Source organism: Hydrogenophaga flava NBRC 102514 (assembly GCF_001571145.1).
GTDB classification, from domain to species: domain Bacteria; phylum Pseudomonadota; class Gammaproteobacteria; order Burkholderiales; family Burkholderiaceae_C; genus Hydrogenophaga; species Hydrogenophaga flava.
The window spans coordinates 214,055-238,861 of sequence record NZ_BCTF01000001.1; the positions used below are offsets into that span (position 1 = coordinate 214,055).

Here is a 24,807-nt window from a genome sequence, read left to right on the forward strand (position 1 = left end):
CCGGCTACAGCACCCCTGATCGCAGCGACGGAAGGTCCAGCACCCGCAAGCCCCCGTACTCCACCCGGATCCAGCCCTTGTCGGCCAGCGCCGTCAGCGCCTCGTTCACCCGCTGGCGCGACAGGCCCACGAGGTAGGCCAGCTCCTGCTGGGTGATGCGCAGCACGCCGCCGACGTTGGGCGAGAGCAGCGGGTGAAACAGCGCCGCCAGGTTGCGCGCCACCCGCAGGTCGGGGCTGGAGATGCGGTCGATCTCGCGCGCGGCGATGAACTGGCCCAGCCGCTCGTTGAGCTGGTTCATCACGAAGCGGTTGAAACCGATCGAGTGGTCCAGCAGCCAGTGGAAGGTGTCCACGGGCAGGCCGGCCACCCGGCTCCTGCGCAGGGACTGGATGTTGTAGCGGTAGGCCTCGCGCTTGAGCACCGTGCCCTCGCCGAACCAGCCGCCCGGCGCGACGCCGGTGAAGGTGATCACCGCGCCCTGCGAGTCGTCGTTGCTCATCTTGAGCAGGCCATCGAGCAGGCCGAACCAGTAGGTCGCGGGCCGGCCGATGCGGCAGATGTACTCGCCCACCTGCACCTCGTTGACCACCAGCGCACCGAGCGCACGCTCGCGCTCGTCGGGCATCAGCTCCTTGAGCCAGGGGATTTCCAACAGCTCGCTCTCGGACGCAGGCCGCGCGCTGGCGCGCAGCGCGGAGCCGGAACGGGGGTGCTTGGCGGAGACCATGGGGCGGCGTTCGACTAGGGAAAGTCCTAGCAGGGTTGATCCCTCAATTGTCGTCGCACCGACAACATAACGTCAAACATCGGCCTACTATCCGCCCCATTGGCAACCGACCGTCACCGTCTTCCAGCCCCGTTCGGCGGACGACCCCAGGAGACAAGCACATGCAAACCACCTTCCCCCGGCTGCTGCTGGACCACGCGAAGCAGCGCCCCGATGCGCCGGCCATGCGTGAGAAGGAATACGGCATCTGGCAGACCACCAGCTGGTCGGACATGGCCCAGCTGGTCGAGGCCATCGCCTGCGGCCTGCACCAGGCCGGACTGACCCGCGGCGAGCACCTGGTGGTGATCGGCGCCAACCGCCCCCGCCTGTACGCCACCATGCTGGCCGCGCAGTCGCTGGGAGCGATCCCGGTGCCGCTGTACCAGGACGCGGTGGCCAACGAGTGCGTGTTCCCGATCAACAACGCCGAGGTGCGCTTCGCGGTGGTGGAGGACCAGGAGCAGGTCGACAAGATGCTGGAGATCCAGCCCCAGTGCCCGCAGCTGGCGCACATCTTCTACGACGACCCGCGCGGCCTGCGCAACTACGACCAGCCCGGACTTGGCGGGCTGGAAGAGCTGGTCGGCGCAGGCCAGGCCTTTGCCAAGGCGCATCCCGGCTTCTTCAGCGAGGAGATCGAGAAAGCGCAGCCTGGCGACGTGGCCGCCATGTTCTTCACCTCCGGCACCACCGGCAACCCCAAGGGCGTGGTGCACACGCACAGCACCCTGATCGACCGCGCGGCTGTCGGCGCCCGCTTCGACAAGCTGACCGAAAAGGACGAGGTGCTGGCCTACCTGCCGCCGGCCTGGATCGGCCAGAACATCTTCAGCTACGCCCAGTGGCTGGTGGCCGGCTACGTGGTGAACTGCCCCGAGTCCGGTGCCACCGTCACCATCGACCTGAAGGAAGTCGGCCCCACCTACTACTTCGCGCCGCCGCGAGTGTTCGAAGGGCTGCTGACCACCGTGATGATCCGCATGGAAGACGCGGGCGCGCTCAAGCGAAAGATGTTCCACGCCTTCATGGACGTGGCGCGCCGCGTCGGTCCGGCCAAGATGGACGGCAAGTCCGTCGGCTTCATGGACAACCTGAAGTACGCGCTGGGCAACCTCTTCGTCTACGGCCCGCTGCGCAACAGCCTGGGCATGAGCCGGGTGCGCGTGGCCTACACCGCCGGCGAGGCCATCGGCCCCGACCTGTTCAGCTTCTACCGCAGCATCGGCATCAACCTCAAGCAGCTCTACGGCTCCACCGAAACGGCCGTGTTCGTCTGCCTGCAGCCGGACCACGAAGCGCGCGCCGACACCGTGGGCGTGCCCTGCGAGGGCGTGGAGATCAAGCTGAGCGAGACCGGCGAGATCCTGGTGAAGTCGCCCGGCCTGCTCAAGGAGTACTACAAGAACCCCAAGGCCACCGAAGAGGTGCTGACCGCCGACGGCTGGTACCACACCAGCGACGCCGGCTTCATCGACGCCTCGGGCCACCTCAAGATCATCGACCGCGTCAAGGACGTGGGCCGCATCAAGGGCGGCGCCAACGACGGCGCCATGTTCGCGCCCAAGTACGTGGAGAACAAGCTCAAGTTCTTCTCGCAGATCAAGGAAGTGGTGGCCTACGGCGACCAGCGCGAGAAGGTCTGCGTGATGGTCAACATCGACTTCGAGGCCGTGGGCAACTGGGCCGAGCGCCGCAACCTGCCCTACGCCGGCTACACCGACCTGGCACAGAAGCCCGAGGTGTACGAGCTGATCCGCGAGTGCGTGGAAAAGGTCAACGCCGACCTCAGCCGCGACACCCTGCTGGCCGGCAGCCAGATCAGCCGCTTCCTGGTGCTGCACAAGGAGCTGGACGCCGACGACGGCGAGCTCACCCGCACCAACAAGGTCCGCCGCGGCTTCATCGCCGAGAAGTACAGCGTGCTCGTGGACGCGCTCTACAGCGGCATGGCCGAGCAGTACATCGAAACCCAGGTCAAGTTCGAGGACGGTCGCACCGGCAGCGTGAGCGCCACGCTCAAGATCGGCGACGCCAAGACGTTTGCACCCGTGAAAGCAGCAGCATGAGCAAGAAAATCGGCGACGTCATCCTCGACGTCCAGAACATCAGCCTGCGCTTCGGTGGCGTGAAGGCGCTCACCGACATCTCGTTCAACGTGAAGGAACACGAGATCCGCGCCATCATCGGTCCCAACGGCGCCGGCAAGAGCTCGATGCTCAACTGCATCAACGGCGTCTACCAGCCGCAGGAAGGCCAGATCACGTTCCGAGGCCAGCACTTCAAGCACATGAACAGCCGCCAGGTGGCGGAGATGGGCATCGCGCGCACCTTCCAGAACCTGGCGCTGTTCAAGGGCATGAGCGTGATCGACAACATCATGACCGGCCGCAACCTGCGCATGAAGAGCAACCTGTTCCTGCAGGCGCTGCGCATCGGCCCGGCCCAGAAGGAAGAAGAGAAGCACCGCGAGTTCGTCGAGCACATCATCGACTTCCTCGAAATCCAGGCCTTCCGCAAGACCCCCGTGGGCCAGCTGCCCTACGGCCTGCAAAAGCGCGTCGACCTGGGCCGCGCCCTGGCCATGGAGCCGCAGGTGCTGCTGCTGGACGAACCCATGGCCGGCATGAACCTGGAAGAGAAGCAGGACATGAGCCGCTTCATCCTGGACGTGAACGACGAGTTCGGCACCACCATCGTGCTGATCGAGCACGACATGGGCGTGGTGATGGACATCTCAGACCGCGTGGTGGTGCTGGACTACGGCAAGAAGATCGGTGACGGCACCCCGGACGAGGTGCGCAACAACGAAGAAGTCATCAGCGCGTACCTCGGTACGAGCCACTGAACGGAGACACACACCATGGCATTCTTTCTTGAAACACTGCTCGGCGGCCTCATGGCCGGCATGCTGTATTCGCTGGTGGCGCTGGGCTTCGTGCTGATCTTCAAGGCCTCGGGCGTCTTCAACTTCGCGCAGGGCGCGATGGTGCTGTTCGCCGCGCTGGCCATGGCCCGCTTCTCGGAATGGATTCCGCAGTGGCTGGGTCTGGAGAGCAAGCTGCTGGGCAACGTGCTGGCCTTCATCGTGGCCGCCGGCTGCATGTTCGTGCTGGCCTGGCTGATCGAGCGCCTGGTGCTGCGCCACCTGGTGAACCAGGAAGGCGTGACGCTGCTGATGGCCACGCTGGGCATCACCTACTTCCTCGACGGCTTCGGCCAGACCATCTTCGGCTCGGACATCTACCCGATCGACGTCGGCATGCCCAAGGACCCGCTGTTCCTGTTCGAGAGCGTGTTCGAAGGCGGCGTGCTGGTGAACCAGGAAGACATCATCGCAGCCGTGATCGCGGCCTGCCTGGTCGCCGTGCTGTCGCTGTTCTTCCAGAAGACCAGCACCGGCCGCGCCCTGCGCGCGGTGGCCGACGACCACCAGGCGGCGCAGTCCATCGGCATCCCGCTCAACCGCATCTGGGTCATCGTCTGGTGCGTGGCCGGCATCACCGCCCTGGTGGCCGGCGTCATCTGGGGCTCCAAGCTGGGCGTGCAGTTCTCGCTGACCACCGTGGCCCTGCGCGCCCTGCCCGTGATCATCCTGGGCGGCCTCACCTCGGTGCCCGGCGCCATCATCGGCGGCCTGATCATCGGCGTGGGCGAGAAGCTCTCGGAGGTCTACCTCGGCCCCATGGTCGGCGGCGGCATCGAGATCTGGTTTGCGTATGTGCTGGCGCTCGTGTTCCTGCTGTTCCGCCCGCAGGGTCTGTTCGGCGAAAAGATCATCGACCGCGTGTAAGGAGACAAGAACATGTTCTACAGAGAAAACGGTCAGTTCAAGACCTCCTACCGCGCCGACCAGCAGATCTTCCCGATCGCGCAGGACCGCTGGGCCATCCTCGCCCTCATCGCGTTCGCCTTCGTCGGCGTACCGATGCTGGTGGACGAGTACATGTTCCGCGCCATCCTGATCCCGTTCCTGATCCTGTCGCTGGCCGCACTGGGCGTGAACATCCTGGTGGGTTACTGCGGCCAGATCTCGCTGGGCTCGGGCGCCTTCATGGCGGTGGGCGCCTACATGGCCTACAACACCTACATCCGCATCGACGGCATGCCACTGATCGTGGCGCTGCTCTCGGGCGGCTTCTTCGCCACCCTGGTGGGCATGTTCTTCGGCATCCCCAGCCTGCGCGTCAAGGGCCTGTACCTGGCGGTGGCCACGCTGGCGGCGCAGTTCTTTTGCGACTGGGCCTTCCTGCGCATCGGCTGGTTCACCAACAACAACGCCTCGGGCTCGGTGTCGGTGTCCAACCTGCAGGTGTTCGGCATGTCCATCAACACACCGCTGGAGAAGTACCTGTTCTGCCTGGGCTTCCTGGTGGTGTTCGCCCTGCTGGCCAAGAACCTGGTGCGCAGCGCCATCGGCCGCGAGTGGATGGCCATCCGCGACATGGACGTGGCCGCCGCCGTGATCGGCATCCGCCCGATGTACGCCAAGCTGTCGGCCTTCGCGGTCAGCTCCTTCATCATCGGTGTGGCCGGTGGCCTGTGGGGCTTCATCCACCTGGGCTCCTGGGAGCCGGCCGCCTTCTCGATCGACCGCTCCTTCCAGCTGCTGTTCATGGTGATCATCGGCGGCATGGGCTCGATCATGGGCAGCTTCTTCGGCGCGGCCTTCATCGTGCTGCTGCCCATCTTCATCGAGCGCTTCAGCCTGCTGGTGGGGTTCTCCACCGCCGCGGCCGCCCACATCACCTTCATGGTCTTCGGCGCGCTCATCGTCTGGTTCCTGATCGTGGAACCTCACGGGCTGGCCAAGCTCTGGAGCATTGGCAAGCAGAAGCTTCGCCTCTGGCCTTTCCCCCATTGATTCCCTGTTGAACGTCAGTTTTTGTGTGAGCCCGACCTGTCCTTAAGGAGACAAAGCGATGAAAGTACGTAACCTGGTTCTCTCCGTGTCGCTGGCCTGTGCCGCCCTCTCGGGTGCGGTGGTCCCGACGGCTGCCATGGCCCAGGCCAAGGAGCAGTTCTTCCCGGTGCTGGTCTACCGCACCGGCGCCTACGCCCCCAACGGCGTGCCGTTCGCCAACGGCTATGTCGACTACCTCAAGCTGGTCAATGCGCGCGGCGGCATCAACGGCGTGAAGGTGTCGTTCGAAGAGTGCGAAACCGGCTACGCCACCGACAAGGGCGTGGAGTGCTACGAACGCCTCAAGGGCAAGGGCGCCACCGTGTTCCAGCCGCTGTCCACCGGCATCACCTTCGCGCTGACCGAGAAGGCCCCCGTCGACAAGATCCCGCTGATCACCGCCGGCTATGGCCGCAGCGAGTCCGCCGACGGCGGCGTGTTCAAGTGGAACTTCCCGCTGGCGGGCACCTACTGGGTGGCCGGGGACGTGATCATCCAGGACATTGCCAAGAAGCTGGGCGGCGCCGCCAACCTCAAGGGCAAGCACATCGCGCTGGTCTACCACGACAGCCCCTTCGGCAAGGAAGCCATCCCCATCCTGCAGGAACGCGCCGAGATGCACGGCTTCAAACTGAGCCTGCTGCCCGTGACCCACCCGGGCGTGGAACAGAAGTCCACCTGGCTGCAGATCCGCCGCGACCGGCCCGACTACGTCATCAACTGGGGCTGGGGCGTGATGAACTCCACCCTGCTCAAGGAAGCCCAGGCCACCGGCTACCCGCGCGAGAAGATCTACGGCGTGTGGTGGGCCGGTGCCGAGCCGGACGTCAAGGACGTGGGCATGGGCGCCAAGGGCTACAACGCCATCACCATGCAGCACGGCCAGGAAAAGGGTGCCGACGTGGTCAAGGAAGTGCTGGAGAAGCTGCACGCCAAGGGCCAGGGCACCGGACCGAAGGAAGAAGTGGGCGACGTGCTGTACATGCGCGGCCTGTTCAGCGCCATGTTCGCCGTCGAAGGTGTGCGCCAGGCCCAGGAGAAGTTCGGCAAGGGCAAGGTCGTGACCGCCGAGCAGGCCCGCTGGGGTTACGAGAACCTGAACCTGACGCAGGCCAAGCTGGACGCGCTGGGCTTCAAGGGCGTGCTGCGCCCGATCTCCACCAGCTGCCAGGACCACATGGGCGCCAACTGGGCCCGCATCCACACCTGGGACGGCAGCAAGTGGCAGTTCTCCAGCGACTGGTACCAGGCCGATGAACAGATCATCAAGCCGATGGTCAAGGCCGCTGCCGACAAGTACGCCGCCGAGAAGAAGCTGACCCGCCGCGCCGCGGCCGACTGCAGCAGCTGATCGGTTTCGCCCCTGGTCGCTGGTTCGCCAGCGACCATCTGCAAGGCCGGTGCGCCGAGCCTTGCAAATGGTCCCGAAGGAAACACCATGAGCACCACACCCAACATCGTTCTCAACGTCAACGGCATCGAGGTCATCTACAACCACGTGATCCTCGTGCTCAAGGGCGTGTCGCTGAACGTGCCCGAAGGCAAGATCGCGGCCATCCTGGGCGGCAACGGCGCCGGCAAGACGACCACGCTGCGCGCCATCTCCAACCTGCTCAAGGGCGAGCGCGGCGAGGTCACCAAGGGCAGCATCGAACTGCGTGGCGAGCGCATCGAAAACCTCTCGCCGGCCGACCTGGTGCAAAAGGGGGTGGTTCAGGTGATGGAGGGGCGCCACTGCTTCGCGCACCTGACCATCGAGGAGAACCTGATGACCGGGTCCTACACGCGCACCGACAAGGCCGAGGTCGCGCGCAACCTGGAGAAGGTCTACAACTACTTCCCGCGCCTGAAGACGCGCCGCACCTCGCAGGCGGCCTACACCTCGGGCGGCGAGCAGCAGATGTGCGCCATCGGCCGCGCGCTGATGGCCAACCCCAGCGTGGTGCTGCTGGACGAACCCTCGATGGGCCTGGCGCCGCAGATCGTGGAAGAGGTGTTCGAGATCGTGAAGGACCTCAACACCAAGGAGAAGGTCACCTTCCTGATCGCCGAGCAGAACACCAACATGGCCCTGAAGTACGCCGACTACGGCTACATCATGGAAAGCGGCCGCATCGTGATGGACGGCGCCGCCAGCGACCTGCGCAACAACGAGGACGTCAAGGAGTTCTACCTGGGCATGGGCGGCGGCGAGCGCAAGAGCTTCAAGGATGTCAAGAGCTACAAGCGCCGCAAGCGCTGGCTGGCCTGACCCACCTCACCTCAACCATTTGGCTTGCACCATGAGCGAACACTTCGACGCCCTGGAAACCCGATCGCCCGCCGAACGCGAGGCGGCGCAGATGGCGGCCCTGCCGGGCCAGCTGGCCCACGCCAAGCAGAACAGCGCGGCGTATGCCGACATCCTGCGCGACATCGACGTGGCGGGCATCAACAGCCGCACCGCGCTGACCCGCATCCCGGTCACGCGCAAGAGCGAGCTGCTGGAGCGCCAGAAGGCCAAGCGGCAGCACGATGCCTTCGGTGGCTTCTCTGCCCTGGTGCGCGGCCCGGCCATGTCGCGGATCTTCGCCAGCCCGGGTCCCATCTACGAACCCGAGGGCACGGGCAAGGACTACTGGCGCGCTGGCCGTGCGCTGTTCGCTGCAGGTTTCCGCGCCGGCGACCTGGTTCACAACAGCTTCAGCTACCACATGACCCCGGGCGCCTTCATCCTGGAGTCGGGCGCACATGCGGTGGGCTGCACCGTGTTCCCCGGTGGCATCGGGCAGACGGAGCAGCAGCTCGAAGCCATGGTCGACCTCAAGCCCAATGCGTACACCGGCACGCCCAGCTTCCTGCGCATCCTGCTGGAGAAAGCAGCCGAATCGGGCATCGCCCTGCCCAGCCTGAACAAGGCGTCAGTCGGTGGCGAGGCCTGCCCGCCCAGCCTGACGGCCTGGTTCAAGGAGCGCGGCGTCGACGTCTACCAGACCTACGCCACCGCCGACCTGGGCCTGGTGGCCTACGAGACCGCGGCGCGCGAAGGCCTGGTGCTGGACGAGAGCGTGATCGTCGAGATCGTGCGCCCCGGCACCGGCACACCGGTGGACGAAGGCGAGGTCGGCGAACTGGTGGTGACCACGCTCAACACCGCCTACCCGCTGATCCGCTTCGGCACTGGAGATCTTTCGGCCATCCTGCCCGGTACCTGTCCGACCGGCCGCACCGCACCGCGCATCAAGGGCTGGATGGGCCGCGCCGACCAGACCACCAAGATCAAGGGCATGTTCGTGCACCCCTCGCAGGTGGCCGAGATCACCCGTCGCTTCCCCGAGGTGAAGAAGGCCCGGCTGGTGGTGAGCGGCGAGATGGCCAGCGACGCCATGTGCCTGCAGGTGGAGGCCACCGAGGTTGGCGACGGCCTGCGCGAGCGCATCGAGACCGCCATCCGGGAGGTGACCAAGCTGCGCGGCGACGTGCAGGTGGTGCGCCCCGGCAGCCTGCCCAACGACGGCAAGGTGATCGAAGACGCGCGCAGCTACAAGTGAGCACAAGCCCCTCGGGCAAAGGGTTTCCCCCGAGTCCCGGCTAAGTAATTTCCGCCATTTCCTGCGAGGTGTTGCGCACTACCATGCGTCTCTGAACATCCCCCCATAGGAGCACCCGCATGAAGAAAATTCTGGCCTTTGCCGTGACCGCCGCCATTTCGGCTGGCGCCTTCGCCCAAGGTTTCCCCAGTAAGCCCATCACCCTGGTGGTGCCCTTTGCCGCCGGTGGCCCCACCGACCTCGTGGCCCGCCAACTCGCCGAAGCCATGCGCAAGCCGCTGGGCGGTGCTTCTGTCGTGGTGGAGAACGCCGCCGGTGCTGGCGGCACCATCGGTGCTGCCAAGGTGGCCCGCGCCGCTCCGGACGGCCACACCCTGCTGGTCTGGCACATCGGCATGGCCGCCACCGCCAGCCTCTACCGCAAGCTGCCCTACAAGCCGCTGGAGGACTTCGAGTACCTGGGCATGATCAACGACGTGCCGATGACGCTGCTGGGCTCCCCCAAGCTGCCCGCCGCCACCTACCGCGACTTCGAAAACTACATCCGCGCCAACGGTGGCAAGCTGAACCTGGCCCACGCCGGCCTGGGTTCCGCCTCGCACCTGTGCGGCCTGATGTGGCAATCCGCGGTCAAGCTGGACAAGGCCATGACCACCATCGCCTACCGCGGCACGGGCCCGGCCATGAACGACCTGATCGGCGGCCAGGTGGACGTGATGTGTGACCAGACCACCAACACCACCGCACAGATCGAAGGCGGTCGCGTCAAGGCCTTCGCCGTCACCACGGCCAAGCCGCTGTCCAGCCACAAGCTGCTCAAGGACTACCCCTCGCTGCAGGAAATGGGCCTCAAGGGCTTCAACCTGACCATCTGGCACGCCATGTACGCACCGAAGGGCACGCCGGCCGATGTGCAGAAGAAGCTCAACGACGCCCTGCAGGTCGCACTGAAGGACCCGGACTTCATCAAGAAGCAGAACGAACTGGGCGCCATCGTCGTCACCGACAACCGCGTGACCCCGGCTGGTCACAAGGCCTTCGTCGCCAGCGAGATCACCAAGCTCAAGACCGCGATCGACGCCGCTGGCGAATTCGCCGACTGATGATCCCGGTCCGGGTCGTCGACTCGATCACCGAACTGCAGCCCGCCGATGCGGGCTGCATTGCTTTGAGCGGCTCACATGGTGGACTGAGTTCGGCCCGCTATGCCCTGGCCGCCCGGCCACTGCTGGCGGTATTCAACGACGCCGGGGTGGGCAAGGACGGTGCGGGCATCGCCGGTCTCGCGCTGCTGCAGCAGCACGGCATCGCCGCCTGCACCGTCTCGCACACCAGCGCCTGCATCGGGCAGGCGGCATCCACACTCGCCGACGGGCTGCTCAGCCACTCCAACCCTGCGGCGCTGGCCCTGGGTCTGCACACCAACCTGCCGCTGGCACCCCAGATAGAGGCCCTGGCCACACGGCGTGGCCGCAGCTGATCAGACGCCCCAGACGATCTCGACCTCGGCCTTGGCGCAGCGCTGGAGCATCTCGATGAATGGCGCGCTGCGCATGCGCAGGCTGACCGCCTCGAACTGCGGCACCGGTTCGCCCTTGGCCAGCGCGTCGTCCTTCATCTGCTGCTGCGCCGCCTCTTCCGCCTGAACCGCCGCGCGCAGGGCGGCGATGGCGCCAGGCATCTCTTCGGGCCGGATGATGCCGGAGGTGGAAGCGTCCTTGCCCAGGATGTCCAGGATGTGCTTGCCGCTGGGCGCCAGCATCACCAGATCGCCGGTTTCGCGGGACTTGAATCGGTACAGGGACATTCGGGGCTCCTCCTCTGAGATCACTGCACAGCATTCTTGCACCGTTCGGCGGGAAGCCCGCCCGCCCCTTCCCCCCTGCGGGTTAACCCGGTTGCCCTTGATTAGTTCAAGCCTAAACTAATCAAGCATGAACACACCCACTCCAGCGCTGCGGCGCATCCTGTGCATCGGTGGTGGCCCGGCGGGCCTCTATTTCGGTCTGCTGATGAAGCGGCGCTTCCCGGCGCTGGAGGTGACGGTGGTCGAGCGCAACCGGCCGTACGACACCTTCGGCTGGGGCGTGGTGTTCTCCGACCAGACCCTGGTCAACCTGCGCCGGGCCGCCCCCGAGACCGCACAGGCCATGCAGGATGCGTTCAACCACTGGGACGACATCGAGGTGTTCTACAAGGGCGCCAGCGTGCGCTCCGGTGGCCACGGCTTCATCGGCATCGGCCGCAAACGCCTGCTCAACATCCTGCAGGAACGCTGCGAAGCCCTGGGCGTGAAGCTGGTGTTCGAGACCGATGTCACCGACGACCAGGCGCTCGCGCAACAGTACAACGCCGACCTGGTGATCGCCAGCGACGGCCTGAACAGCCGCATCCGCACGCGCTACGAAAACACCTTTCAGCCCGACATCGACACCCGCCTGTGCCGCTTCGTCTGGCTGGGCACGAAGAAGACCTTCGACGCCTTCACCTTCGCCTTCGAGCAGACCGAGCACGGCTGGTTCCAGGCCCACGCCTACAAGTTCGACGACGAGACCTCGACCTTCATCGTCGAGACGCCCGAGCCGGTGTGGAAGGCGCACGGGCTCGAAGGCATGAGCCAGGAGGAAGGCGTCGCCTTCTGCGAGAAGCTGTTCGCGAAGTACCTCGACGGCAACGCCCTGATCAGCAACGCCAAGCACCTGCGCGGCTCGGCCAACTGGATCCGCTTCCCGCGCGTGATCTGCAACACCTGGGTGCACTGGCAGGACATTGCAGGCAAACAGACACCCATCGTGCTGATGGGCGACGCGGCCCACACGGCGCACTTCTCCATCGGCAGCGGGACCAAGCTGGCGCTGGAAGACGCGATCGACCTGGCCGACGAGTTCACGAACAACGCCGGCGCCGACATGACCACCGTGCTGCAGGGCTACGAAGCCCGCCGCAGCGTCGAGGTGCTCAAGATCCAGAACGCCGCACGCAACTCCACCGAGTGGTTCGAACACGTGGACCGCTACACCGGCATGGAGATACAGCAGTTCGCCTACTCGCTGCTCACGCGCAGCCAGCGCATCAGCCACGAGAACCTGCGCCTGCGCGATGCGAAATGGCTCGAAGGATATGAGTCGTGGCTACAGCAGCGTTCGGGCGGCCGCAGCGTCGGCGGCAAGCCCACGCTACCGATGCTGCTGCCGCTCAAGGTGCGCAGCGTTGAACTCAAGAACCGCATCGTCGTCTCGCCCATGGCGCAGTACAAAGCCCAGGACGGCGTGGTCGGCGACTGGCATTTGATGCACCTGGGCGCGCGCGCCGTGGGCGGCGCGGCGCTGGTGATGGTGGAGATGACCAGCCCCACCCCCGAGGGCCGCATCACCCCAGGCTGCCCAGGCCTGTGGAACGACGCCCAGCAGGCCGCGCTGGCCCGCATTGTCGACTTCGCGCGCCAGAACAGCGGCGCCCGGATGGGCCTGCAGCTCGGCCACAGCGGCCCCAAGGGTTCGACGCAGCTCGGCTGGGAGGCGATGGACGAGCCCCTGGCCACAGGCAACTGGCCGCTGCTGTCGGCCAGCGCCCTGCCCTACGGCGAACAGAACCAGGTGCCCAAGGCCATGACGCGCGCCGACATGGATGCGGTGCGCGACGCCTTCGTCGCGTCGACGAAACGCGCCGCGGCCGCGGGCTTCGACTGGCTCGAACTGCACTGCGCCCACGGCTACCTGCTCTCCGCCTTCATCTGTCCGCTGACCAACCAGCGCACGGACGAGTACGGCGGTTCGCTGGACAACCGCTGCCGCTACCCGCTCGAAGTCTTTGCCGCCATGCGCGCCGCCTGGCCGGCCGACAAGCCCATGAGCGTTCGCATCTCGGCGCACGACTGGGCGCCCGGCGGCAACACGCCCGATGACGCGGTCGCCATCGCGCGCCTGTTCAAGGCCGCGGGCTGCGACGTGATCGACGTCTCTTCCGGCCAGACCACGCGCGCCGCGAAACCGGTTTACGGCCGCATGTACCAGACCCCGTTTGCCGACCGCATCCGCAACGAAGTCGACATCCTCACCATGGCGGTCGGGGCGATCAGCGAGGCCGACCACGCCAACAGCATCATCGGTGCCGGCCGAGCCGACCTCTGCGCCGTGGCCCGCCCGCACCTGGCCGACCCGGCCTGGACGCTGCACGAGGCGGCCAAGCTGCAGAGCCGTGCGGTGCAATGGCCGCGGCCGTATGAAAGCGGCCGCGACCAGCTCTACCGCGAAATCGCGCGCCAGCAGGCACTGCAAAGCGCTGTCGTGACCCAGGACCCGGCCGAAGCCTCATGACCACCACCGACACCCTCGACCTCGAAGCCCGCGCGCACAGCGAACACGCGCAAGAGCTGCGGCTGTGGCTGCGCCTGCTGGCCTGCTCGCAGCTGATCGAGAAGCGCGTACGCAGCGGCCTGCGCGAGCAGTTCGACACCACGCTGCCGCGCTTCGACCTCATGGCCCAGCTGGAACGCCACCCCGAAGGCCTGAAGATGAAGGAGCTGTCGCAGCGCCTCATGGTAACGGGCGGCAACGTGACCGGCATCACCGACCAGCTGGTGGCCGAGGGCCTGGTCGAACGCGTGGGCGTCGAGGGCGACCGCCGCGCCTTTCTCGTGCGCCTCACGCCCGAGGGGCGCAGCGCGTTCGAACGCATGGCGGTGCAGCACGAGCAATGGATCGTGCAGGCCTTCGAAGGCCTCAGCCCCAAAGACCTGGACCACCTGCACAAGCTGCTGGGCAAAGTCAAACAGCACCAACTGGACCTCGAATGAAACACCCCATCCCCGACCACAACCCGATGCGCGGCCAGTACAGCGCCGTGGGCGAGCACACGCCGCAGCACTTCGCGCTCAGCGTAGCCGACGGCGTCGCCACCGTCACGCTCAACCGGCCCGAGCGCAAGAACCCGCTGACCTTCGACTCCTACGCCGAGCTGCGCGACTGGTTCCTGGGCCTGCAGCGCGCCACCGACATCAAGGCGGTGGTGGTCACCGGCGCGGGCGGCAACTTCTGCTCGGGTGGCGACGTGCACGAGATCATCGGCCCGCTCACGAAGATGACCATGCCCGAGCTGCTGGCCTTCACCCGCATGACGGGCGCGCTGGTCAGTGCCATGCGCGCCTGCCCGCAGCCCATCGTGGCCGCGCTGGATGGCGTGTGCGCCGGCGCCGGCGCGATGATGGCGCTGGCCTCCGACCTGCGCCTGGGCACACCGTTGGCCACGGTCGCCTTCCTGTTCACCCGCGTCGGCCTGGCCGGCGCAGACATGGGCGCCTGCGCCCTGCTGCCGCGCATGATCGGCCAGGGCCGTGCCAGCGAACTGCTGTTCACCGGCCGCGCCATGAGCGCGCAGGAGGGCCACGCCTGGGGCTTCTTCAACGCGCTGCACGAGAGCGAGGCCCTGCGGCCTGCGGCGCACAAACTCGCGGCGCAACTGGCGCAGGGTCCGACCTTCGCCCACGGTATGACCAAGACCATGCTGCACCAGGAATGGGCCATGACGCTGGACCAGGCCATCGAAGCCGAGGCCCAGGCCCAAGCCATCTGCATGCAGACGCAGGATTTCCGCCGCGCCTACGAGGCGTTCGCCGCCAAGCAGCGCCCGCAGTTCGAGGGGGATTGAAGTGGTCGCCTTTGAACACCCCCATCCGCACGGCCCGCTGGCGCCGACCGCGCACCTGGAACTGCCGTTCTTCGATGATGCGCACCGCGCGCTGGCCAACGGCCTGGTGGCCTGGGCGCGCAAGCAGCGCGTCGATGAAACCGACGACCGCGCCGCCTGCCGCGAATGGGTGCAGCGACTGGGTGCGGCCGGCTGGCTGCGCTACTGCGTGCCCGAAGCGCACGGCGGCGCCCTGCCGGCGCTCGATTCGCGCGCGCTGGTGATCCTGCGCGAGACCCTGGCCTTCCACTCGCCGCTGGCCGACTTTGCGTTCGCCATGCAGGGCCTGGGCAGCGGCGCCATCACGCTGGCCGGCACGCCCGCACAGAAGGCCGCCTACCTGCCCGCCGTCGCCGCGGGCGAGAAGATCGCCGCCTTCGCCCTGAGTGAGCCCGAAGCCGGCTCCGACGTGGCTGCCATGGCCTTGCGCGCCACGCCTTCCGCCACCGGCTGGGAACTGAACGGCCAGAAGACCTGGATCAGCAACGGCGGCATGGCCGACTTCTATGTCACCTTCGCCAAGACCGAGCCCGACGCGGGCGCGCGCGGCATCAGCGCCTTTATCGTCGACGCCGACGCTGCGGGTCTGGACAGCAGCGCCCACATCCAGGTGATGGCACCCCACCCGCTGGCCACACTCAGCTTCAACGGCTGCACCCTCGGCCGGGACGCGCTGGTGGGCACGATCAACGGCGGCTTCAAGCTCGCCATGCAGACGCTGGACATCTTCCGCGCCTCGGTCGCTGCAGCCGCGCTGGGCATGGCGCGCCGCGCTTTCACCGAAGCGGTGGCGCACGCCAAGAGCCGCAAGATGTTCGGTCAGACCCTGGCCGACTTCCAGCTCACGCAGGCCCGGCTGGGCGAGATGGGCGCCCTCATCGACGCCGCCGCGATGCTCACCTACCGCGCCGCCTGGATGCGCGACCGCAGCACGTCCAGCGGCGCAGGTACGCCCGCATACACCGCAGCGGCGGCTGCGGCCAAGCTCACGGCCACCGAGAACGCGCAGAAGGTCATCGACATGGCGCTGCAGATGTTCGGCGGCCGCGGCGTGCAGGTGGGCAACATGGTCGAACACCTCTACCGCGACATCCGCTCGCTGCGCATCTACGAGGGCGCGAGCGAGGTGCAACTGCTCATTCTCGGCAAACACGCCCTGAAGGCCTGACCCGGAGACCCGCATGGCCCAACACCCTTCCGCCCAGACCGACCGCTTCGTGCACGATCACTTGCCGCCGGCCGATCAGTGGCCTGAACTGCGCTACGACCTGCCCGAACTCCAGGCACTGCCGGCTCAGCTCAACGTGGTGCAAGCGCTGTTCGACCGCGCCTTTGCCGCCGGTCACGCAGACCGGCCGCTGTTCCGCAGCGACGAGCGCACGCTGAGCTACGCCCAGGCCCGCGCCGAGGTGAACCGCTTCGCCAACGTGCTGGCCGACCTCGGTCTGCAGCCCGGCAACCGCGTGCTGCTGCGCGGTGGCAACTCGGTGGCTATGGCACTGGCCTGGCTGGCGGTGGTGCAGAGCGGGCTGATCGCGGTGGCCACCATGCCGCTGCTGCGCGCCACCGAGCTCAAGGCGATCATCGACAAGGCCCAACCATCTGCCGCGCTGTGCGATGTGAAGCTGCAGGACGAACTCAAGGCCGCGCTGGCGCAGAGTCCGGACACGGCCGCCCTTCCGCTGCGCCTGTTCAACACGGGCGACGCCGCGGTGGTGCTGGAGCATTCTCTCGAAGCTTTGGCGCGACACGCCAGCGACCAGGCCACTCCCTGCCCCACCAGCGCCGACGACATCGCGTTGCTGGCCTTCACCTCTGGCACCACCGGCAGCCCGAAGGCCGCGGTGCACACGCACCGCGACGTGCTGGCCGCCTGCGAGACCTGGCCGCGCCACGTGTTGCGCGCCTCGCCCGACGACATCGTCATGGGCTCGCCACCGCTGGCCTTCACCTTTGGCCTGGGCGGCCTGCTGGTGTTCCCCATGTGGGCGGGCGCCTCGGTGTACTTCCCGTCGATTCCCTACACCCCGGAAGCGATGGTGAAGCTGATCGGCCTGGTCGGAGCCACCATCTGCTACACCGCGCCCACGTTCTACCGGCAGATGGCCGCGTTCGCGAAGCAGCACGGCATCGGGCAACTTCGTATCAGCGTCAGCGCCGGCGAGGGCCTGCCCGACGCCACGCGCCAGCTGTGGAAGGAAGCGAGCGGACTGGAGATGCTCGACGGCATCGGCGCCACCGAGATGTTCCACATCTTCATCTCCGCTGCTCCTGAGGATGTGAAACGGGGCGCCATCGGACGGGTGGTGCCCGGCTACAAAGCAAAGATCGTCGACGAACAAGGCAAGGACCTGCCTTGCGGCCAGGTCGGCCGCCTGGCGGTCCGTGGTCCGACCGGCTGCCGCTATCTGGGAGATGCGCGCCAGGCGAACTACGTCCAAGGCGGCTGGAACTTCCCCGGCGACGCCTTTCTGCAGGACGAAGACGGCTACTTCATCTACCAGGCGCGCACCGACGACATGATCATCACCGCCGGGTACAACGTGGCGGGCCCCGAAGTGGAGGCCGCGCTGCTCCAGCACCCGGCGGTGGCCGAGTGCGGAGTCGTTGGCAAGGCCGACGACGAGCGCGGCATGATCATCCTCGCCTACGTCGTACTCAAGCCCGGTCAATCCGCCGATGCCACCCAGGTCAAGGCCCTGCAGGACCACGTCAAGCACACGCTGGCGCCCTACAAGTACCCCCGTGAGGTGCGCTTCGTCAACGCCTTGCCTCGCACCGAAACCGGCAAACTGCAGCGGTTCGCGCTGCGCAAGATGGCCGCCGAGGCCGTCGCCTGAACTTCAAGAAAGACCCGTTCCCATGCAATTCCTGCAACCGCCCGGCTGGGCCATTCCCAAGGGCTACGCCAACGGCGTGGCCGCCCGAGGCACCCTCGTATTCGTCGGAGGCCAGATCGGATGGAACGGTGAACAGCAGTTCGAAAGCGACGACTTCATTGAGCAGACCAGGCAGGCCCTGCAGAACATCCACGCGGTCCTTGCGTGCGCAGGCGCAGGTCCGGAGCACATGGTCCGCATGACCTGGTACATCACCGACCGCGACGAGTACAACAATCGCCTGCGCGAACTGGGCGCAGCGTACCGCGATGTGATGGGCAAGTGCTTCCCTGCCATGACGTGTGTGGAAGTCAGCCGGCTTGTAGAAGCGCGCGCCAAGGTGGAGATCGAGGTCACTGCGGTCGTGCCCGACTGAACGCACAAGGCCTCAATTTGCGCGCACCACACGGGCACGCAGCCAAGAACGGCACTAACAAAAAAGCCCGCTGTTGCGGGCTTTTTTGAGGAACTCTGGTCAGTTCCGGATTGGTTGCGGAGGCAAGATTTGAACTTGCGACCTTTGGGTTATGAGCCCAACGAGCTACCAGGCTGCTCCACTCCGCGTCAAGCCTTATATTCTATCACGCTTTTGCGTCGTCTGCAGCGGGAGCTGCATCTTCAGCACGATCCACCAGTTCGACCAGGGCCATCGGGGCGTTGTCGCCCACGCGGAAGCCCATCTTCAGGATGCGGGTGTAACCACCGGGACGGGCCTTGAAGCGCGGGCCCAGTTCGTCGAACAGCTTGACGACCACATCACGGTCGCGCAGGCGGTCAAACGCCAGACGGCGGTTGGCCACCGTGGCTTCCTTGGCCAGGGTGATCATGGGCTCGACCACACGGCGCAGTTCCTTGGCCTTGGGCAAGGTGGTTTTGATGACCTCGTGCGTGAGCAGCGAATTCATCATGTTGCGGAGCATCGCTTGGCGGTGCTCGCTGGTGCGGTTGAGTTTGCGAAGTCCGTGTCCGTGACGCATGGTGATTTCCTTTCAGTGTTTTGCCCCCAGCCGGATCAGGTACTGGGGGTTCGTCAGACGTTGATTGACGGGATCAGTGCTTGTCGAGACCAGCCGGCGGCCAGTTTTCGAGCTTCATACCCAAGGTCAGGCCGCGCGAGGCAAGCACTTCCTTGATTTCGTTGAGCGACTTGCGACCCAGGTTGGGGGTCTTGAGCAGCTCGTTTTCGGTGCGCTGGATCAGGTCACCGATGTAGTAGATGTTTTCGGCCTTGAGGCAATTGGCCGAACGAACGGTGAGTTCGAGCTCGTCCACCGGACGCAGCAGGATCGGGTCGAACTGCTGCGAGCTGCGCTGGGCAGGCTGATCGAATGCCGACAGCTCGACACCTTCCAGCTGGGCGAACACCGCCAGCTGCTCGACCAGGATCTTGGCGGAAGCACGCACGGCTTCTTCAGGGCCGATCGAGCCATTGGTCTCGATCTCCAGCACCAGCTTGTCAAGGTCGGTGCGTTGCTCCACACGGGCACTTTCCACCGTATAGCTCACGCGCTTGACGGGCGAGAAGGATGCATCCAGCACGATGCGACCCAGCGAACGCGAGGCGTCGTCGTTGCGGCGCAGGCTGCCCGGCACATAACCGCGGCCCTTTTCAACCTTGATCTGCATGTCCAGCTTGGCGCCTGCGGACAGCGTGGCAATCGCATGGCTGGGGTTGACGATCTCGACGTCGTGCGGGGTCTGGATGTCGGCGGCGGTGACCACACCTTCACCGTCCTTGCGCAGGCTCAGGGTGACTTCGTCACGGTTATGCAGCTTGAAGACCACACCCTTGAGGTTCAGGAGCATGTTGACGACGTCCTCTTGGACGCCGTCGATGGAGGAGTACTCGTGCACCACACCAGCGATCGTCACTTCGGTTGGCGCGTGGCCCACCATCGACGACAACAGCACACGGCGAAGGGCGTTGCCCAGTGTGTGGCCGTAGCCGCGCTCGAAAGGCTCAAGAGTCACCTTGGCGCGGTTCGTCGAGACTTGCTCGACATTGATGGTTTTGGGCTTGAGCAGATTGTTCAGCATTCAAACTTCCTTCAGTTCCCTCGGCTCGTTACACCGATAAGGCAGACGGAGCATGGCCCGGCCTCGCCAGAAACGGCGATGACCGGGAACGAAATTAACGCGAGTACAGTTCGACGATCAGCGATTCATTGATCTCTGCGCCGAATTCGTCACGGTCAGGGGTCTTCTTGAAAACACCTTCGACCTTGTCGGCCGAGACCTCCACCCATGCGGGGAAGCCGATCTGCTTGGCCAACTCCAGGGCCTCGATCACGCGGGCCTGCTTCTTCGACTTCTCGCGCACGGCGACCACATCACCGGGCTTGACCGAGTAGGAAGGAATGTTCACCGGACTGCCATTGACGGTGATGGCTTTGTGCGAAACGATCTGGCGGGCTTCGGCACGGGTCGACGCAAACCCCATGCGGAACACCACGTTGTCCAGGCGCGATTCCAACAGGAACAGCAGGTTGGCGCCCGTGTTGCCACGACGGCGGTCTGCCTCAGCAAAGTAGCGGCGGAACTGGCGCTCCAGCACGCCATAGGTGCGCTTGACCTTCTGCTTTTCACGCAGCTGTAGACCGAAGTCGGAAGTGCGTTGGCCAGAGGTACGGCCATGCTGGCCGGGCTTGGAGTCGAACTTGGCCTTGTCACTGATGGAGCGGCGGGCGCTCTTGAGCAACAGGTCAGCGCCTTCACGGCGGGAAAGTTTGGCCTTGGGGCCGAGGTAACGTGCCACGTTGAATTCCTTGTTGATGATCTGCCGCAACCCACACCACGAGGTGTCATTGCGGGAGCTTTACCCTGACGGGAGAAGCGGTGGGCTTAGCAAAAATGCCACCGCAGGCGACTGCGGTGGCGCTCAAAAAAAGCTTTTGATTGTAGCGCCTTCCTTTCCTCCATCACAGAGGCAGGAAGCGCCCCTCAGATGCGGCGGCGCTTCTGAGGGCGGCAGCCGTTGTGCGGCACGGGCGTCACGTCGGAGATCGAAGTGATGCGGATACCCAAGGCGCCCAAAGCACGCACGGACGATTCACGGCCAGGACCCGGGCCCTTGATCTCGACGTCCAGGTTCTTGATGCCTTGCTCAATGGCGGCGCGACCAGCCACTTCCGAGGCCACCTGAGCAGCGAACGGTGTGGATTTGCGCGAGCCCTTGAAGCCCTGACCACCCGACGAAGCCCACGACAGTGCATTGCCCTGACGGTCGGTGATGGTGATGATGGTGTTGTTGAAGGACGCGTGCACGTGCGCAATTCCGTCCGCTACGTTCTTGCGGACTTTCTTGCGGACGCGGGCCGCTGCCGAACTGTTGGGAGCTTTAGCCATGTTTCTCTTTCAACCGATTATTTCTTGAGCGACTGGGCGGCCTTGCGGGGACCCTTGCGCGTGCGGGCGTTGGTCTTGGTGCGTTGACCACGAACCGGCAGACCGCGGCGATGGCGGAAGCCACGGTAGCAACCGATGTCCATCAGACGCTTGATGTTCATCGTGGTCTCGCGACGCAGGTCACCTTCAATGGTGAAGGTGCCGACCTGATCGCGCACCTTTTCAAGTTCCGCGTCGGTCAGGTCCTTGATCTTCTTGCTGTAGTCGATGCCACAAGCTTCGCAGATCTTGCGAGCGCGGGTGCGACCGATACCGAAGATTGCCGTCAGGCCGATCTCGGCGTGTTTGTGCGGCGGGATGTTGATGCCTGCAATACGAGCCATGTTGGTTCCTCTGAACTTCCGAATCAGCCTTGACGCTGCTTGTGGCGCGGGTCGGTGCAGATGACTCGCACGACACCCTTGCGCTTGATGATCTTACAGTTGCGGCACATTTTCTTGACCGAAGCCGAAACTCGCATAGTCTTCTCCTAAATATTCCAAAACATTCAATGTCGACTGGTCACTTCGCCCGGAACACGATTCGTGCTCTGGTCAGGTCATAGGGAGTCAGCTCCACCTTGACCTTGTCGCCGGGGAGGATCCGGATGTAGTGCATCCGCATCTTGCCGGAGATGTGCCCGAGCACCACATGTCCGTTTTCCAGTTTGACCCGGAAGGTTGCGTTCGGGAGGTTTTCAACCACCTCCCCCTGCATTTCAATCACATCGTCTTTGGCCATACGACAGCGCCGACATCAGGATTTGAAGTTGGCCTTTTTCAACAGTGATTCGTACTGCTGGGACATCATGTAGTTCTGCACCTGGGCCATAAAGTCCATGGTGACCACCACAATGATCAGCAATGAAGTACCACCGAAGTAGAACGGCACGTTGTACTTCAGGATCAGGAATTCCGGCAGCAGGCAGACCGCAGTGATGTAGATAGCGCCAGCCAGTGTCAAACGAAGCAGAATCTTGTCGATGTAGCGGGCCGTCTGGTCACCGGGACGAATCCCGGGAATGAACGCACCACTCTTCTTCAGGTTGTCGGCTGTTTCGCGGCTGTTGAACACGAGCGCCGTATAGAAGAAGCAGAAGAACACAATCGCTGCAGCGTACAGGGCCACATAGATCGGCTGTCCTGGCGACAGGGCAGACGCAATGTCACGCAGCCAGCGCGTGGAGTCACCCGTGCTGATCCAGCTCACCACCGTCGTCGGCAGCAGAATGATGGAAGACGCAAAGATGGGCGGAATCACACCTGCCATGTTCAGCTTCAGGGGCAGGTGGGAGGACTGTCCGCCATACACCTTGTTGCCGACCTGCCGCCGCGCATAGTTCACCAGAATCTTCCGCTGGCCGCGCTCGACAAACACCACGAAGTAGGTGACCAGAATCACCAGCGCGATGATGAAGATCGACACCAGGATGTTCATGGCGCCAGTGCGCACAAGCTCGAGAAGCCCACCGATCGCATTGGGGAGACCCGCCGCAATGCCGGCAAAGATGAGAATCGAAATGCCGTTGCCCAATCCGCGCTCGGTGATCTGCTCGCCCAGCCACATCAGGAACATGGTCCCGGCCACCAGACTCACCACAGCCGTCAGGCGAAACGCCATGCCCGGATCAATCACCAGTCCCGCCTGTCCTTCCAGCGCCAGAGCAATGCCCATGGCCTGGAAGATGGCCAGACCCAGAGTTCCGTATCGGGTGTAGGCGGTGATCTTGCGACGACCGGCCTCGCCTTCTTTCTTCAGCTGCTCGAACGCGGGAACCACGTAGGTCATCAGCTGCATGATGATCGATGCCGAGATGTACGGCATGATCCCCAGTGCAAACACCGTGAAACGCGACAGCGCGCCGCCCGAGAACATGTTGAACAGGCTGAGGATGCCGCCCTGCTGCCCCTTGAACAGCTGTTCCAGTTGGGCAGGGTCGATCCCGGGCACAGGGATATGTGCACCGATCCGGTAAACCACCAAGGCCAGCAACAGGAACACCAGCCGGCGACGCAGGTCGCCGAACTTGCCTGTTTTGGCCAGGGTCGTGGAGCCAGTAGCCACAGATTGCCTTTTGCTTGCGATCTGAATCAGGCCAGCGAGCCGCCAGCGGCCTCGATGGCAGCCTTGGCACCGGCGGTGGCGCCGATGTCCTTGAGCTTGACCGCGCGGGTGATTTCACCGGTCTTGATGACCTTGACGCGCTTGGCCAGCTGGGCCACCAGGCCAGCTTGCTTGAGCACCAGAAGGTCGATCTCGGCGGCATCCACCGTGTTCAGGTCTGCCAGGGTCACTTCAGCATTGAACTGAAGCTGGGCAGACTTGAAGCCGCGCTTGGGCAGGCGGCGCTGCAGCGGCATCTGACCGCCTTCAAAGCCGACCTTGTGGTAGCCACCAGAGCGCGACTTCTGACCTTTGTGGCCGCGACCGGCCGTCTTGCCCAGGCCGGAGCCGATGCCACGGCCGACGCGACGTTTGGCGTGCTTGGCACCCGCGGCGGGTTGAATGGTGTTGAGTTCCATGACGAATGAGTCCTCTTCGGTCGGGTGCTTAGAGCACCTTCACCAGGTAGGCGATCTTGTTGATCATGCCGCGCACGGCGGGCGTGTCCTGCAGTTCGCTGACGCTGTTGAGCTTGCGCAGACCCAGGCCACGCACGGTGTCGCGGTGCGATTGCTTGGTGCCGATCGGGCTGCGCACCAGTTGAACCTTGACGGTGTTTTGAGTGGTCATGATCGTTCCAATCAGCCCAGGATCTCTTCCACCGACTTGCCGCGCTTGGCGGCCACATCGGCAGGAGTCGTGGAATTCTTCAGTGCGTCCAGCGTGGCACGCACCAGGTTGTAGGGGTTGCTCGAGCCATGGCTCTTGGCCACGACGTCGGTGATGCCCAGCACCTCGAACACGGCACGCATAGGGCCGCCGGCGATGATGCCGGTACCCTTGGCTGCCGGCAGCATCATGACGTTGGAGGCGCCGTGCTCGCCATGCACTGCATGATGCAGGGAGCCGCTCTTGAGCGACACCTTGATCATGTTGCGGCGGGCCTGTTCCATGGCCTTCTGCACAGCCACAGGCACTTCGCGGGCCTTGCCCTTGCCCATGCCGACGCGGCCATCGCCGTCACCAACCACGGTCAGCGCAGCGAAACCGAGGATACGACCACCCTTGACCACCTTGGTCACACGGTTGATCGCGATCATCTTCTCGCGCAGGCCGTCGTCGTTCGCTTCGTTTTTTACATTAGCCGTAAATTTAGCCATTTTGTGTATCCCGCTTGATCAGAACTGCAGACCGGCTTCACGAGCCGCATCAGCAAGGGCTTTCACACGGCCGTGGTAGGCAAAACCGGAGCGGTCAAAGGCGACCTTCTCGATGCCGGCGGCCTTGGCCTTTTCAGCAATGCGCTTGCCGATCAGGGCAGCAGCGGCTGCATTGCCGCCTTTGCCGGCCGCACCCAGCTGGGCGCGCACTTCGGCCTCTGCCGTCGAAGCGGAAGCCAGCACCTTGGCGCCGTCGCCGGAAATGACATTGGCGTAGATGTGCAGGTTGGTGCGGTTCACGGTCAGGCGAACAGCGCCTTGCTGCGCGATGCGGATGCGCGTCTGACGGGCCCGACGGAGACGTTGCTCTTTTTTGGTCAACATGATCCTGGTC

Annotated in this window: 29 protein-coding genes and 1 tRNA gene; 15 read left to right on the forward strand and 15 right to left on the reverse strand. The window is 64.9% G+C overall.

Going from position 1 to position 24,807, the window contains the following annotated elements:
* Nucleotides 1-4: 4 nt before the first annotated feature.
* Nucleotides 5-730 carry a Crp/Fnr family transcriptional regulator gene (locus HFL01S_RS01000; protein ID WP_066253382.1) on the reverse strand — a complete coding sequence of 242 codons (726 nt, stop codon included), beginning with the start codon at nucleotides 728-730 and terminating at the stop codon, nucleotides 5-7.
* Nucleotides 731-891: 161 nt separating this feature from the next.
* Here HFL01S_RS01000 and HFL01S_RS01005 point away from each other — a divergent pair, with 161 nt between their 5' ends.
* From HFL01S_RS01005 to HFL01S_RS01045, 9 genes are all read left to right on the forward strand, one after another.
* Complete coding sequence (locus tag HFL01S_RS01005; protein ID WP_066253385.1) at nucleotides 892-2,838, forward strand: AMP-dependent synthetase/ligase; 1,947 nt, start codon at nucleotides 892-894, stop codon at nucleotides 2,836-2,838.
* Nucleotides 2,835-3,617, forward strand: coding sequence for an ABC transporter ATP-binding protein (locus HFL01S_RS01010; protein ID WP_066253388.1), 783 nt, complete (start codon nucleotides 2,835-2,837; stop codon nucleotides 3,615-3,617). The genes HFL01S_RS01005 and HFL01S_RS01010 overlap by 4 nt, the downstream gene beginning before the upstream one ends.
* A gap of 15 nt (nucleotides 3,618-3,632) precedes the next feature.
* The gene (locus tag HFL01S_RS01015) at nucleotides 3,633-4,562 is read left to right on the forward strand and encodes a branched-chain amino acid ABC transporter permease (protein WP_066253391.1); all 930 of its coding nucleotides are present in this window, start codon (nucleotides 3,633-3,635) and stop codon (nucleotides 4,560-4,562) included.
* A gap of 12 nt (nucleotides 4,563-4,574) precedes the next feature.
* The gene (locus HFL01S_RS01020; protein WP_066253393.1) at nucleotides 4,575-5,633 is read left to right on the forward strand and encodes a branched-chain amino acid ABC transporter permease; all 1,059 of its coding nucleotides are present in this window, start codon (nucleotides 4,575-4,577) and stop codon (nucleotides 5,631-5,633) included.
* Between the two features lie 58 nt (nucleotides 5,634-5,691).
* Nucleotides 5,692-7,023 (forward strand): ABC transporter substrate-binding protein, encoded by a 1,332-nt coding sequence (locus tag HFL01S_RS01025; RefSeq protein WP_066253395.1) that lies wholly within the window; start codon nucleotides 5,692-5,694, stop codon nucleotides 7,021-7,023.
* An 87-nt stretch (nucleotides 7,024-7,110) separates the two neighbouring features.
* Nucleotides 7,111-7,923 (forward strand): ABC transporter ATP-binding protein, encoded by an 813-nt coding sequence (locus HFL01S_RS01030; protein ID WP_066253398.1) that lies wholly within the window; start codon nucleotides 7,111-7,113, stop codon nucleotides 7,921-7,923.
* A gap of 31 nt (nucleotides 7,924-7,954) precedes the next feature.
* Nucleotides 7,955-9,202 carry a phenylacetate--CoA ligase family protein gene (locus tag HFL01S_RS01035; protein WP_066253400.1) on the forward strand — a complete coding sequence of 416 codons (1,248 nt, stop codon included), beginning with the start codon at nucleotides 7,955-7,957 and terminating at the stop codon, nucleotides 9,200-9,202.
* Nucleotides 9,203-9,321: 119 nt separating this feature from the next.
* Nucleotides 9,322-10,305, forward strand: a complete 984-nt coding sequence (locus HFL01S_RS01040) for a tripartite tricarboxylate transporter substrate-binding protein (protein ID WP_066253403.1) — start codon at nucleotides 9,322-9,324, stop codon at nucleotides 10,303-10,305.
* Complete coding sequence (locus tag HFL01S_RS01045; protein WP_066253406.1) at nucleotides 10,305-10,682, forward strand: hypothetical protein; 378 nt, start codon at nucleotides 10,305-10,307, stop codon at nucleotides 10,680-10,682. Before HFL01S_RS01040 ends, HFL01S_RS01045 begins: the two co-directional genes overlap by 1 nt.
* Here the strand turns inward: HFL01S_RS01045 and HFL01S_RS01050 are convergent, their stop codons facing one another.
* On the reverse strand, nucleotides 10,683-11,009 hold the full coding sequence (locus HFL01S_RS01050; protein WP_066253410.1) for a DUF1840 domain-containing protein: 327 nt from the start codon (nucleotides 11,007-11,009) through the stop codon (nucleotides 10,683-10,685).
* Between the two features lie 127 nt (nucleotides 11,010-11,136).
* Between HFL01S_RS01050 and HFL01S_RS01055 the strand changes: the two genes are divergently transcribed.
* From HFL01S_RS01055 to HFL01S_RS01080, 6 genes are read left to right on the forward strand one after another with little or no spacing between them, the layout of a single operon-like run.
* Nucleotides 11,137-13,518 carry a bifunctional salicylyl-CoA 5-hydroxylase/oxidoreductase gene (locus HFL01S_RS01055; RefSeq protein ID WP_066253412.1) on the forward strand — a complete coding sequence of 794 codons (2,382 nt, stop codon included), beginning with the start codon at nucleotides 11,137-11,139 and terminating at the stop codon, nucleotides 13,516-13,518.
* Complete coding sequence (locus HFL01S_RS01060) at nucleotides 13,515-13,997, forward strand: MarR family winged helix-turn-helix transcriptional regulator (protein ID WP_066253414.1); 483 nt, start codon at nucleotides 13,515-13,517, stop codon at nucleotides 13,995-13,997. The genes HFL01S_RS01055 and HFL01S_RS01060 overlap by 4 nt, the downstream gene beginning before the upstream one ends.
* Entirely contained in the window at nucleotides 13,994-14,848 is an 855-nt protein-coding gene (locus HFL01S_RS01065) for an enoyl-CoA hydratase family protein (RefSeq protein WP_066253418.1), read from the forward strand. The genes HFL01S_RS01060 and HFL01S_RS01065 overlap by 4 nt, the downstream gene beginning before the upstream one ends.
* Before the next feature lies 1 nt (nucleotide 14,849).
* Complete coding sequence (locus HFL01S_RS01070) at nucleotides 14,850-16,055, forward strand: acyl-CoA dehydrogenase family protein (RefSeq protein ID WP_084383008.1); 1,206 nt, start codon at nucleotides 14,850-14,852, stop codon at nucleotides 16,053-16,055.
* Nucleotides 16,056-16,068: 13 nt separating this feature from the next.
* Complete coding sequence (locus HFL01S_RS01075) at nucleotides 16,069-17,727, forward strand: benzoate-CoA ligase family protein (RefSeq protein ID WP_066253420.1); 1,659 nt, start codon at nucleotides 16,069-16,071, stop codon at nucleotides 17,725-17,727.
* Nucleotides 17,728-17,749: 22 nt separating this feature from the next.
* Nucleotides 17,750-18,142 (forward strand): RidA family protein, encoded by a 393-nt coding sequence (locus HFL01S_RS01080; protein ID WP_066253422.1) that lies wholly within the window; start codon nucleotides 17,750-17,752, stop codon nucleotides 18,140-18,142.
* A gap of 111 nt (nucleotides 18,143-18,253) precedes the next feature.
* On the opposite strand, the gene HFL01S_RS01085 is transcribed toward HFL01S_RS01080, so the two are convergent.
* From HFL01S_RS01085 to rplR, 13 genes are all read right to left on the reverse strand, one after another.
* A tRNA-Met gene (locus HFL01S_RS01085) sits at nucleotides 18,254-18,330 on the reverse strand.
* A gap of 17 nt (nucleotides 18,331-18,347) precedes the next feature.
* Nucleotides 18,348-18,743: a 50S ribosomal protein L17 gene (gene rplQ / locus HFL01S_RS01090; protein ID WP_066253427.1), complete on the reverse strand. Its 396-nt coding sequence runs from the start codon at nucleotides 18,741-18,743 to the stop codon at nucleotides 18,348-18,350.
* A 73-nt stretch (nucleotides 18,744-18,816) separates the two neighbouring features.
* Nucleotides 18,817-19,803: a DNA-directed RNA polymerase subunit alpha gene (locus HFL01S_RS01095; protein WP_066253428.1), complete on the reverse strand. Its 987-nt coding sequence runs from the start codon at nucleotides 19,801-19,803 to the stop codon at nucleotides 18,817-18,819.
* 94 nt (nucleotides 19,804-19,897) lie between these two features.
* The gene (rpsD, locus tag HFL01S_RS01100) at nucleotides 19,898-20,521 is read right to left on the reverse strand and encodes a 30S ribosomal protein S4 (RefSeq protein ID WP_066253805.1); all 624 of its coding nucleotides are present in this window, start codon (nucleotides 20,519-20,521) and stop codon (nucleotides 19,898-19,900) included.
* 185 nt (nucleotides 20,522-20,706) lie between these two features.
* Nucleotides 20,707-21,111 carry a 30S ribosomal protein S11 gene (gene rpsK, locus HFL01S_RS01105; RefSeq protein WP_066253431.1) on the reverse strand — a complete coding sequence of 135 codons (405 nt, stop codon included), beginning with the start codon at nucleotides 21,109-21,111 and terminating at the stop codon, nucleotides 20,707-20,709.
* A 17-nt stretch (nucleotides 21,112-21,128) separates the two neighbouring features.
* The gene (gene rpsM, locus HFL01S_RS01110; RefSeq protein WP_066157205.1) at nucleotides 21,129-21,494 is read right to left on the reverse strand and encodes a 30S ribosomal protein S13; all 366 of its coding nucleotides are present in this window, start codon (nucleotides 21,492-21,494) and stop codon (nucleotides 21,129-21,131) included.
* Between the two features lie 23 nt (nucleotides 21,495-21,517).
* Complete coding sequence (gene rpmJ / locus HFL01S_RS01115) at nucleotides 21,518-21,631, reverse strand: 50S ribosomal protein L36 (protein WP_066157211.1); 114 nt, start codon at nucleotides 21,629-21,631, stop codon at nucleotides 21,518-21,520.
* Between the two features lie 41 nt (nucleotides 21,632-21,672).
* Nucleotides 21,673-21,891, reverse strand: a complete 219-nt coding sequence (infA, locus tag HFL01S_RS01120) for a translation initiation factor IF-1 (RefSeq protein ID WP_009514918.1) — start codon at nucleotides 21,889-21,891, stop codon at nucleotides 21,673-21,675.
* Nucleotides 21,892-21,906: 15 nt separating this feature from the next.
* Nucleotides 21,907-23,214 (reverse strand): preprotein translocase subunit SecY, encoded by a 1,308-nt coding sequence (gene secY / locus HFL01S_RS01125; protein ID WP_066253434.1) that lies wholly within the window; start codon nucleotides 23,212-23,214, stop codon nucleotides 21,907-21,909.
* A 26-nt stretch (nucleotides 23,215-23,240) separates the two neighbouring features.
* A complete protein-coding gene (rplO, locus tag HFL01S_RS01130) occupies nucleotides 23,241-23,672 on the reverse strand; it encodes a 50S ribosomal protein L15 (protein WP_066253437.1) in 432 nt (143 codons plus the stop codon).
* A gap of 28 nt (nucleotides 23,673-23,700) precedes the next feature.
* The gene (gene rpmD / locus HFL01S_RS01135) at nucleotides 23,701-23,883 is read right to left on the reverse strand and encodes a 50S ribosomal protein L30 (protein WP_066157720.1); all 183 of its coding nucleotides are present in this window, start codon (nucleotides 23,881-23,883) and stop codon (nucleotides 23,701-23,703) included.
* Nucleotides 23,884-23,894: 11 nt separating this feature from the next.
* Nucleotides 23,895-24,413 carry a 30S ribosomal protein S5 gene (gene rpsE, locus HFL01S_RS01140; protein WP_066253439.1) on the reverse strand — a complete coding sequence of 173 codons (519 nt, stop codon included), beginning with the start codon at nucleotides 24,411-24,413 and terminating at the stop codon, nucleotides 23,895-23,897.
* A gap of 18 nt (nucleotides 24,414-24,431) precedes the next feature.
* The gene (rplR, locus tag HFL01S_RS01145) at nucleotides 24,432-24,797 is read right to left on the reverse strand and encodes a 50S ribosomal protein L18 (protein ID WP_066253441.1); all 366 of its coding nucleotides are present in this window, start codon (nucleotides 24,795-24,797) and stop codon (nucleotides 24,432-24,434) included.
* Between the last annotated feature and the right edge of the window lie 10 nt (nucleotides 24,798-24,807).

Excerpts from the sequence above, each read along its gene's own strand:
- HFL01S_RS01045 (WP_066253406.1), top strand. The coding sequence starts at position 10,305 with ATGATCCCGGTCCGGGTCGTCGACTCGATCACCGAACTGCAGCCCGCC.
- rpmJ (WP_066157211.1), bottom strand. The coding sequence starts at position 21,631 with ATGCGAGTTTCGGCTTCGGTCAAGAAAATGTGCCGCAACTGTAAGATC.
- rplQ (WP_066253427.1), bottom strand. The coding sequence starts at position 18,743 with ATGCGTCACGGACACGGACTTCGCAAACTCAACCGCACCAGCGAGCAC.
- HFL01S_RS01075 (WP_066253420.1), top strand. The coding sequence starts at position 16,069 with ATGGCCCAACACCCTTCCGCCCAGACCGACCGCTTCGTGCACGATCAC.
- HFL01S_RS01095 (WP_066253428.1), bottom strand. The coding sequence starts at position 19,803 with ATGCTGAACAATCTGCTCAAGCCCAAAACCATCAATGTCGAGCAAGTC.
- HFL01S_RS01035 (WP_066253400.1), top strand. The coding sequence starts at position 7,955 with ATGAGCGAACACTTCGACGCCCTGGAAACCCGATCGCCCGCCGAACGC.
- rpmD (WP_066157720.1), bottom strand. The coding sequence starts at position 23,883 with ATGACCACTCAAAACACCGTCAAGGTTCAACTGGTGCGCAGCCCGATC.
- HFL01S_RS01015 (WP_066253391.1), top strand. The coding sequence starts at position 3,633 with ATGGCATTCTTTCTTGAAACACTGCTCGGCGGCCTCATGGCCGGCATG.
- HFL01S_RS01000 (WP_066253382.1), bottom strand. The coding sequence starts at position 730 with ATGGTCTCCGCCAAGCACCCCCGTTCCGGCTCCGCGCTGCGCGCCAGC.
- rplR (WP_066253441.1), bottom strand. The coding sequence starts at position 24,797 with ATGTTGACCAAAAAAGAGCAACGTCTCCGTCGGGCCCGTCAGACGCGC.
- HFL01S_RS01050 (WP_066253410.1), bottom strand. The coding sequence starts at position 11,009 with ATGTCCCTGTACCGATTCAAGTCCCGCGAAACCGGCGATCTGGTGATG.
- HFL01S_RS01065 (WP_066253418.1), top strand. The coding sequence starts at position 13,994 with ATGAAACACCCCATCCCCGACCACAACCCGATGCGCGGCCAGTACAGC.
- HFL01S_RS01040 (WP_066253403.1), top strand. The coding sequence starts at position 9,322 with ATGAAGAAAATTCTGGCCTTTGCCGTGACCGCCGCCATTTCGGCTGGC.
- HFL01S_RS01030 (WP_066253398.1), top strand. The coding sequence starts at position 7,111 with ATGAGCACCACACCCAACATCGTTCTCAACGTCAACGGCATCGAGGTC.
- infA (WP_009514918.1), bottom strand. The coding sequence starts at position 21,891 with ATGGCCAAAGACGATGTGATTGAAATGCAGGGGGAGGTGGTTGAAAAC.
- HFL01S_RS01005 (WP_066253385.1), top strand. The coding sequence starts at position 892 with ATGCAAACCACCTTCCCCCGGCTGCTGCTGGACCACGCGAAGCAGCGC.
- rpsK (WP_066253431.1), bottom strand. The coding sequence starts at position 21,111 with ATGGCTAAAGCTCCCAACAGTTCGGCAGCGGCCCGCGTCCGCAAGAAA.
- rpsM (WP_066157205.1), bottom strand. The coding sequence starts at position 21,494 with ATGGCTCGTATTGCAGGCATCAACATCCCGCCGCACAAACACGCCGAG.
- HFL01S_RS01010 (WP_066253388.1), top strand. The coding sequence starts at position 2,835 with ATGAGCAAGAAAATCGGCGACGTCATCCTCGACGTCCAGAACATCAGC.
- HFL01S_RS01025 (WP_066253395.1), top strand. The coding sequence starts at position 5,692 with ATGAAAGTACGTAACCTGGTTCTCTCCGTGTCGCTGGCCTGTGCCGCC.
- HFL01S_RS01060 (WP_066253414.1), top strand. The coding sequence starts at position 13,515 with ATGACCACCACCGACACCCTCGACCTCGAAGCCCGCGCGCACAGCGAA.
- rpsE (WP_066253439.1), bottom strand. The coding sequence starts at position 24,413 with ATGGCTAAATTTACGGCTAATGTAAAAAACGAAGCGAACGACGACGGC.
- HFL01S_RS01080 (WP_066253422.1), top strand. The coding sequence starts at position 17,750 with ATGCAATTCCTGCAACCGCCCGGCTGGGCCATTCCCAAGGGCTACGCC.
- rplO (WP_066253437.1), bottom strand. The coding sequence starts at position 23,672 with ATGGAACTCAACACCATTCAACCCGCCGCGGGTGCCAAGCACGCCAAA.
- HFL01S_RS01020 (WP_066253393.1), top strand. The coding sequence starts at position 4,575 with ATGTTCTACAGAGAAAACGGTCAGTTCAAGACCTCCTACCGCGCCGAC.
- HFL01S_RS01055 (WP_066253412.1), top strand. The coding sequence starts at position 11,137 with ATGAACACACCCACTCCAGCGCTGCGGCGCATCCTGTGCATCGGTGGT.